The sequence below is a fragment of the Streptococcus sp. GMD1S genome (genome assembly GCF_000296875.1).
Classification (GTDB): Bacteria; Bacillota; Bacilli; order Lactobacillales; family Streptococcaceae; genus Streptococcus.
Map to the genome: position 1 here is coordinate 1 of NZ_AJQY01000045.1, position 7,795 is coordinate 7,795.

Genomic DNA, 7,795 nt, shown 5'->3' on the forward strand with positions numbered 1-7,795 from the left:
TGCTAAATCGTTAGGTCGGGTAACTGGCGCGGGGGTTCGAATCCCCCATTCTCCGTTAGATAAACCCAGTGTTTTTCTAAACAACTATCCTTGGAGGTAGTCTCCAAGAGTAAATTTTCATAAAGAGGTGAAACATGAAAAAGATCAAGTTACTAAGTATCTTAGCACTTTCAACAGTTGTCTTGGGTGCATGTTCTGTATTTTCTAATCAGTCATCTGAAGCTTCTTCTGATAACAAGGAGAATACGGAACAAGTTGAGAAGAAAGATGAAGCTGCAGAAGTTAAAGAAAAAGTTACAAAAGATGCTGAGATTCTCTTAGACTCAGTTCTTACTAGCGACTCTGCTCGATTTAAGAAGATTTATGGCGACACTTATGAAAAATGGAGTGAGGCAGTATTTGCTGTACAAACAAGTGAAAAAATCAAAGAAGAAGGGCTTTCACCTGCATCTACCTATTCAGTACAATGGCACAAAGATTTCCCTGTAGAAACTCCAGAAGAAACCATTTCAGGTTTCTTGAAGATGAGACGTAGATTATATCAAGATATCGGTTCTTACACTGTTAAAGACGTGAAGGTTGATGAATCAGGAAATACAGCGACTGTTACTTTCAACTCTAAGAAGTTACACTCTAAAGGATTGGCTTCATCTACAAGGGAAGTTCTCACTACTCTTATTGGAGGTGTTGATAACCTAGGTAAATACAATCAAGCTGGTTCAAACGTTGACATCAAGCGTTACCAAACATTGGTTTCTTACTGGATTTTTGAGCATCTATTTAAGAAAGATTTCTCAACCTACAGTGACGTTGACCCTAACTTAGCTCATACACCTTTCACTACTGGTGATTTTGATACTGAAATCAAATTAACAAAGGATAAGGATGGAAACTGGCTGATTTCTCAAGAAGATTACCGTACTTTGGCGACAGAGTTGCTTGATGATACAGAAGGTTATGATAAAATTGTCCGTAAAAACTCAACTAAGTCTAATGATAAATCAACAGACAAGTCTTCTGATAAATCTTCAAACAAATCCACTGATAAATCAACAGACAAATCTTCAGATAAAAAAGATAAAAGCAATATCTAATCACAAGATTTAGAAGAAAAACAAGTAGTCCTAATAAACTACTTGTTTTTTTATGAAATCAAAGTGATTCTAGGATAGGGAAGGATACAGAAAAAAATAGTGTGATAGTTAGAGTAACTCAGCCTTTCATTTCTAGATATTGTTCTTAGAACGATAAAAAAACTGCATTGAGGTGCAGTTTTTCTTTTTTCTACGGAAGACATGGGATTCGAACCCACGCACGCTGTTACACGCCTACCGCGTTTCCAACACGGCCTCTTAAGCCTCTTGAGTAATCTTCCAATACTTACTCAAATAGTCTACCATAAAGCCACTTATCTTGCAATAAAAATTTTGGAAATAAGAAAAATGATAGAAATTGAAAGAAAATGATAAAAAATGCTTGACTTTGATAGAAATTGTGCTAGAATGAATAGTGTAAACGATAACAGGAGGTGATTTGGTGTTAAAAACTGAGCGGAAGCAACTGATTTTAGAGGAGTTAAATCAACATCATGTAGTTTCCCTAGAAAAATTGGTTAGTCTATTAGAAACATCAGAATCAACGGTTCGAAGAGATTTGGATGAGCTGGAGGCGGAAAACAAACTTCGCCGTGTGCATGGTGGAGCAGAATTGCCCCACTCCTTGCAGGAAGAAGAAACCATCCAAGAAAAATCTGTCAAAAACCTTCAAGAGAAGAAGCTACTGGCTCAGAAAGCAGCCTCTCTTATTAAGGAAAAAGATGTCATTTTTATCGATGCTGGAACGACAACTGCTTTTTTAATCAAGGAATTGGTTAATAAGAATATTACAGTTGTGACCAACTCCATTCACCATGCGGTTCAGTTGGTTGAAAAACAGATTCCAACTGTCATGGTTGGAGGAAGTGTCAAGATGGCAACAGATGCATGTATCGGTGGTGTTGCTCTTAACCAAATCAATCAATTGCACTTTGACCGTGCCTTTGTTGGGATGAATGGTGTAGACGATGGTTATTATACGACTCCTGATATGGAGGAGGGAGCCGTTAAGCGTGCTATTTTAGAGAATGCCAAACAAACCTATGTCTTAGTGGATTCGTCTAAGATTGGACAAACTTGCTTTGCCAAGGTAGCACCACTTAAACGCGCTATTGTCATCACAAGTCAAGGGCATGAGCTCTTGCAGGCTATTAAGAAGAAAACGGAGGTAATAGAAGTATGATTTATACAGTCACACTCAATCCATCCATTGACTATATCGTGCGCTTGGACCAAGTTCAAGTCGGTAGTGTCAATCGTATGGACAGTGATGATAAGTTTGCTGGCGGGAAAGGAATCAATGTCAGTCGTATTTTGAAACGCTTGGATATTCCAAACACGGCGACTGGATTTATCGGAGGCTTTACTGGTAAATTTATTACAGATATCCTTACAGAGGAAGAAATCGAAACTCATTTTGTCCAAGTAGCAGAAGATACTCGCATCAATGTCAAGATTAAAGCAGACCAAGAAACAGAAATCAATGGGACTGGTCCAACTGTTGACCCAGCTCAGCTAGAAGAATTGAAAACTATTTTATCTAGTTTGACAGCAGAAGATACGGTTGTGTTTGCGGGTTCGAGTGCTAAGAACCTAGGCAATGTTATCTATAAGGATTTGATTGCCTTGACACGCCAGACTGGTGCGCAAGTCGTATGTGACTTTGAAGGACAGACCTTGATTGATAGTTTGGACTACCAGCCACTTTTGGTTAAACCAAACAATCACGAACTTGGAGCTATCTTTGGAGTGAAACTTGAAAGTTTAGATGAAATCGAGAACTATGCTCGTCAGTTACTGGCCAAGGGAGCTCAAAACGTTATCATCTCCATGGCTGGAGACGGTGCACTTCTTGTCACATCCGAGGGAGCTTACTTCGCAAAACCTATCAAGGGAACGGTCAAAAATTCAGTGGGAGCTGGCGACTCAATGGTTGCTGGGTTTACAGGTGAATTTGTCAAATCTAAAGATGCAGTAGAGGCCTTCAAATGGGGAGTAGCTTGTGGAACAGCAACTACCTTCTCGGATGACTTGGCAACAGAGGAATTTATTAAAGAAACATATGAAAAAGTTGAGGTAGAAAAACGATGAAAATTCAAGACCTATTGAGAAAAGATGTCATGTTGCTGGATTTACAGGCAACTGAAAAAACAGCTGTCATCGAAGAGATGATTAAAAGTTTGGTAGATCACGGTTATGTGACGGATTTTGAAACCTTTAAAGAAGGAATCTTAGCGCGTGAAGCTCTCACTTCCACTGGTTTGGGTGACGGAATTGCTATGCCTCACAGCAAGAACTCTGCTGTTAAAGAAGCAACAGTTCTCTTTGCTAAGTCAAACAAGGGTGTTGACTATGAGAGTTTGGATGGGCAACCAACAGACCTCTTCTTCATGATTGCTGCTCCAGAAGGTGCAAATGATACTCATTTGGCAGCCTTGGCAGAATTGTCTCAATACTTGATGAAAGACGGATTTGCTGACAAACTTCGTCAAGTAACATCTGCAGATCAAGTTATCGAACTCTTTGACCAAGCTTCAGAAAAAGCTGAGGAGCCTGTTCAAGCACCTGTCAATGAATCTGGCGACTTTATCGTAGCTGTTACAGCTTGTACGACAGGTATTGCCCACACTTACATGGCCCAAGAAGCCCTTCAAAAAGTGGCTGCCGAAATGGGTGTTGGTATCAAGGTTGAAACCAACGGTGCTAGCGGTGTTGGGAACCAATTGACTGCAGAGGACATTCGCAAGGCTAAAGCTGTTATCGTCGCAGCAGACAAGGCAGTAGAAATGGATCGTTTTGATGGCAAACCATTGATCAATCGCCCAGTTGCTGACGGTATCCGGAAAACAGAAGAATTGATTAACCTGGCTCTTTCAGGAGATGCTGAAGTTTATCGTGCTGCTAATGGAGCAAAAGCTGCAACAGCATCTAATGAAAAACAAAGTCTTGGTGGTGCCTTCTACAAACACTTGATGAGTGGTGTATCTCAAATGTTGCCATTCGTTATCGGTGGTGGTATCATGATTGCCCTTGCTTTCTTGATTGATGGTGCTATGGGTGTGCCACAAGATAGTCTTGGCAATCTCGGATCCTACCATGAGCTAGCTTCTATGTTCATGAAAATCGGTGGCGCGGCCTTTGGCTTGATGCTCCCTGTCTTTGCAGGATACGTTGCCTACTCTATCGCTGAAAAACCAGGTTTGGTAGCAGGTTTTGTGGCTGGTGCAATAGCCAAAGAAGGTTTTGCCTTTGGTAAAATCCCTTATGCAGCAGGTGGTGAAGCAACTTCAACTCTTGCAGGTGTCTCATCTGGTTTCCTAGGTGCCCTTGTTGGTGGATTTATCGCAGGTGCCTTAGTTCTTGCTATCAAGAAATACGTTAAAGTTCCTCGTTCACTTGAAGGTGCTAAATCAATCCTTCTCTTGCCACTTCTTGGAACAATCTTGACTGGATTTGTTATGCTAGCTGTTAACATCCCAATGGCAGCAATTAACACGGCTATGAATGACTTCCTAGGCGGTCTTGGAGGAGGTTCAGCTGTCCTTCTCGGTATCGTTCTTGGTGGTATGATGGCTGTTGACATGGGTGGACCAGTCAATAAAGCAGCCTATGTCTTTGGTACAGGCACGCTTGCAGCGACTGTTTCTTCAGGTGGTTCTGTAGCCATGGCAGCAGTTATGGCTGGAGGAATGGTTCCACCACTTGCTATCTTTGTTGCAACCCTTCTTTTCAAAGATAAATTTACCAAAGAAGAACGTAACTCTGGTTTGACCAACATCATCATGGGCTTGTCATTTATCACCGAGGGAGCGATCCCATTTGGTGCCGCTGATCCAGCTCGTGCGATCCCAAGCTTCGTTCTTGGATCAGCAGTAGCAGGTGGTCTCGTTGGTCTTGCAGGCATCAAACTCATGGCACCACACGGAGGCATCTTCGTCATCGCCCTTACTTCAAATGCTCTTCTTTACCTTGTCTTTGTCTTGATTGGAGCAATTGTAAGTGGTGTGGTTTATGGTTCTCTACGCAAACCACAAGCATAAAAAGGATTAGAATAGAAAGATTGTTACCATTTGGTGCAATCTTTTTCTCTATTCGAAATGGCTGTGAAATATGGTATAATAGAAGAATGGCAAACAAGAATACTACAAAAACAAGACGGAGACCGTCTAAAGCAGAACTCGAAAGAAAACAGGCTATTCAGAGGATGTTGATTTCCTTAGGGATTGCCTTATTGTTGATTATTGCAGCCCTCAAGCTTGGTGCGGCGGGTATCACCCTTTATAATCTCATTCGACTGGTGGTTGGAAGTTTGGCCTATGTGGCCATTGGTGCCCTCCTCATTTACCTTTTTCTATTTAAATGGATCCGTAAGCAAGAAGGACTTCTGTCAGGATTTCTCTGTATCTTCGCTGGCTTACTCTTAATTTTTGAGGCTTATCTTGTCTGGAAATTTGGTTTAGAGCAGGCAGTTCTAAAAGGGACCTTGTCTCAAGTTATGACGGACCTGACTGGCATGCGGGTGACTAGTTTTGCTGGTGGAGGCCTGCTTGGTGTCGGACTTTATATCCCCATTGCCTTTCTTTTCTCCAATATCGGATCGTACTTTATTGGGATTCTCTTTATTTTAGTTGGGATTCTCCTGATTAGTCCTTGGTCTATTTATGATGTTGCAGCCTTTATTGGAGCGCAGTTCAGATCATTCATGGAAAAACAGGAACAGAGAAAACAAGAACGTTTCATCAAGAGAGAAGAAGAGAAGGCACGTCAAGAAGCTGAAGAAGCAGCAAGAATTCAGAGAGAACAAGAAGAACAGGATGCGCTACCACTTCCTCCTGTAGATCCTGAAACTGGAGAAATCTTATCAGAAGTACCAGTCTACGATCTCCCCCCAATTCCTGAGGAAGAATGGATTGAACCGGAGATTATCCTTCCTCAAGCTGATTTTGAAGTTCCAGATGTGGAAGAAGACTTTGAGGATGAAGAGGTGCAGGTTGATTTTTCTGCCAAAGAAGCCCTTGAATACAAACTGCCAAGCTTGCAACTCTTTGCGCCAGATAAACCCAAAGATCAGTCCAAGGAAAAGAAGATTGTTCGAGAAAATATCAAAATCCTAGAAGAAACCTTTGCTAGCTTTGGTATCAAGGTGACGGTAGAACGGGCTGAAATTGGACCATCAGTTACCAAGTATGAAGTCAAACCAGCAGTCGGTGTACGGGTTAACCGCATTTCTAATCTAGCAGACGACTTAGCGCTGGCTCTGGCAGCCAAGGATGTTCGGATTGAGGCTCCTATCCCTGGTAAATCCTTAGTCGGAATTGAAGTACCTAACTCTGAAATTGCGACTGTATCTTTCCGCGAACTCTGGGAACAGTCTCAGACTAAACCAGAAAATCTCCTCGAAATCCCTCTGGGTAAGGCTGTCAATGGAACGGCTCGAACCTTTGATCTTTCCAAGATGCCCCACCTACTTGTTGCAGGTTCGACGGGATCAGGGAAGTCAGTCGCAGTTAACGGTATTATCGCTAGCATTCTGATGAAAGCAAGACCCGACCAGGTCAAGTTTATGATGGTGGATCCAAAGATGGTTGAGTTATCCGTTTACAATGACATTCCTCACCTTTTGATTCCAGTTGTGACCAATCCACGCAAGGCCAGCAAGGCTCTCCAAAAGGTGGTGGATGAGATGGAAAACCGTTATGAACTCTTCGCTAAGGTTGGAGTGCGAAATATCGCTGGTTACAATGCTAAGGTCGAGGAATTCAATAGCCAATCTGAGTACAAACAAGTACCCCTGCCTTTGATTGTTGTCATTGTGGACGAGTTGGCTGACCTTATGATGGTGGCCAGCAAGGAAGTGGAAGATGCTATCATCCGTCTCGGACAGAAGGCACGTGCTGCAGGGATTCACATGATTCTTGCAACGCAGCGTCCATCGGTTGATGTCATTTCTGGTCTCATCAAGGCCAATGTTCCATCACGAGTGGCTTTTGCAGTTTCATCGGGAACAGATTCACGAACCATCTTGGATGAGAATGGCGCTGAAAAATTGCTTGGTCGAGGAGATATGCTCTTTAAACCAATTGATGAAAATCACCCAGTCCGTCTGCAAGGGTCCTTTATCTCGGATGATGATGTTGAACGTATCGTAAACTTCATCAAGGCTCAGGCTGATGCAGATTACGATGATAGCTTTGACCCAGGAGACGTTCCAGATAATGAAGGAGATTTCTCTGACGGTGAAGCTGGTGGCGATCCGCTTTTTGAGGAAGCTAAGGCTCTGGTTATCGAGACGCAGAAAGCTAGTGCTTCTATGATTCAGCGTCGTTTGTCGGTTGGATTTAACCGTGCGACCCGCCTGATGGAAGAACTTGAAATGGCCGGTGTTATTGGCCCAGCTGAAGGAACCAAACCACGAAAAGTATTGCAACAATAAAAAAATAGCTTCTTTCCAAATTTGGAAAGAAGTTATTTTTTGTGCTTACTGGTTCGTTTTAGTTTCAGAACTCGTCGTATTTGACTGTGTTCCGTTATCGCTTGTTTCTTTTGTTGAGGAAGGTGTAGAAGGATCCTGAGTTGTTGTTTTCTTCTCTTCTTTTTTCTCCTCTTTTTTATTGGATTGAGAAGTTTCTTCTTGCGTGGTATTTTCTTTAGTAGAAGTGTTGTCCCTGTTAGGAGTAGTATTTTCCTGAGGGGCTTCCTTT

Annotated in this window: 5 protein-coding genes, 1 tRNA gene and 1 pseudogene; 5 read left to right on the top strand and 2 right to left on the bottom strand. The window is 42.3% G+C overall.

The window, feature by feature from the left end:
- The first annotated feature begins 134 nt into the window (after positions 1–134).
- Positions 135–1,094: a hypothetical protein gene (locus tag GMD1S_RS05930; RefSeq protein WP_000721420.1), complete on the top strand. Its 960-nt coding sequence runs from the start codon at positions 135–137 to the stop codon at positions 1,092–1,094.
- 193 nt (positions 1,095–1,287) lie between these two features.
- Here GMD1S_RS05930 and GMD1S_RS05935 read toward each other — a convergent pair.
- Positions 1,288–1,375: transfer RNA gene (locus tag GMD1S_RS05935), tRNA-Ser, on the bottom strand.
- Between the two features lie 161 nt (positions 1,376–1,536).
- Between GMD1S_RS05935 and GMD1S_RS05940 the strand changes: the two genes are divergently transcribed.
- From GMD1S_RS05940 to GMD1S_RS05955, 4 genes are all read left to right on the top strand, one after another.
- A complete protein-coding gene (locus GMD1S_RS05940) occupies positions 1,537–2,277 on the top strand; it encodes a DeoR/GlpR family DNA-binding transcription regulator (RefSeq protein WP_000920647.1) in 741 nt (246 codons plus the stop codon).
- Positions 2,274–3,185 carry a 1-phosphofructokinase gene (gene pfkB, locus GMD1S_RS05945; RefSeq protein WP_000640792.1) on the top strand — a complete coding sequence of 304 codons (912 nt, stop codon included), beginning with the start codon at positions 2,274–2,276 and terminating at the stop codon, positions 3,183–3,185. Before GMD1S_RS05940 ends, pfkB begins: the two co-directional genes overlap by 4 nt.
- On the top strand, positions 3,182–5,134 hold the full coding sequence (locus GMD1S_RS05950; protein ID WP_000701471.1) for a PTS fructose transporter subunit IIABC: 1,953 nt from the start codon (positions 3,182–3,184) through the stop codon (positions 5,132–5,134). The genes pfkB and GMD1S_RS05950 overlap by 4 nt, the downstream gene beginning before the upstream one ends.
- An 86-nt stretch (positions 5,135–5,220) precedes the next feature.
- Positions 5,221–7,527 (top strand): DNA translocase FtsK, encoded by a 2,307-nt coding sequence (locus GMD1S_RS05955; protein WP_001284601.1) that lies wholly within the window; start codon positions 5,221–5,223, stop codon positions 7,525–7,527.
- A 45-nt stretch (positions 7,528–7,572) separates the two neighbouring features.
- On the opposite strand, the pseudogene GMD1S_RS12555 reads toward GMD1S_RS05955, so the two are convergent.
- Positions 7,573–7,795 (bottom strand): annotated as a pseudogene (locus GMD1S_RS12555) (hypothetical protein); the annotation flags it as partial.

Bases quoted from the DNA above. Each gene is read 5' to 3' on its own strand.
- GMD1S_RS05930 (WP_000721420.1), top strand. From the start codon at position 135: ATGAAAAAGATCAAGTTACTAAGTATCTTAGCACTTTCAACAGTTGTC.
- pfkB (WP_000640792.1), top strand. From the start codon at position 2,274: ATGATTTATACAGTCACACTCAATCCATCCATTGACTATATCGTGCGC.
- GMD1S_RS05950 (WP_000701471.1), top strand. From the start codon at position 3,182: ATGAAAATTCAAGACCTATTGAGAAAAGATGTCATGTTGCTGGATTTA.
- GMD1S_RS05955 (WP_001284601.1), top strand. From the start codon at position 5,221: ATGGCAAACAAGAATACTACAAAAACAAGACGGAGACCGTCTAAAGCA.